The organism is Pseudoalteromonas sp. S3776, assembly GCF_005886915.1.
Taxonomy (GTDB): domain Bacteria; phylum Pseudomonadota; class Gammaproteobacteria; order Enterobacterales; family Alteromonadaceae; genus Pseudoalteromonas.
This window is the reverse complement of the sequence record NZ_PNCU01000185.1, coordinates 1-245: the sequence shown is the minus strand read 5'-3', so window position 1 is coordinate 245 and position 245 is coordinate 1. Positions and strand designations below refer to the sequence as shown.

Annotated in this window: 1 pseudogene; it reads left to right on the top strand. The window is 45.3% G+C overall.

Features of this window, described 5'->3' with window-relative positions:
* A pseudogene (locus tag CWC16_RS20105) lies at positions 1–180 on the top strand (IS30 family transposase); the annotation flags it as partial.
* Positions 181–245: the final 65 nt, after the last annotated feature.

The window sequence follows — 245 nt, the reverse complement described above, 5'->3', positions numbered from 1 at the left end:
AACGAAAATACCAATGGTATTATTAGACGAACCTATCCGAAGAAGATGGCTTTAGGAGGTCTGACAAAGGATGACATCAGTACGATGGAATTATTGATAAACACCATGCCTCGAAAAGTTTTAGGTGGGCGAACACCGCTCGAAGTCTACACTGGGGAGTCGATTGCACTTATTGCTTGAATCCAGCTTTGGCTGGACTCGTGCTGACCAGTTCAGGAATGCTGGGATGTCGGTTATCGACATAG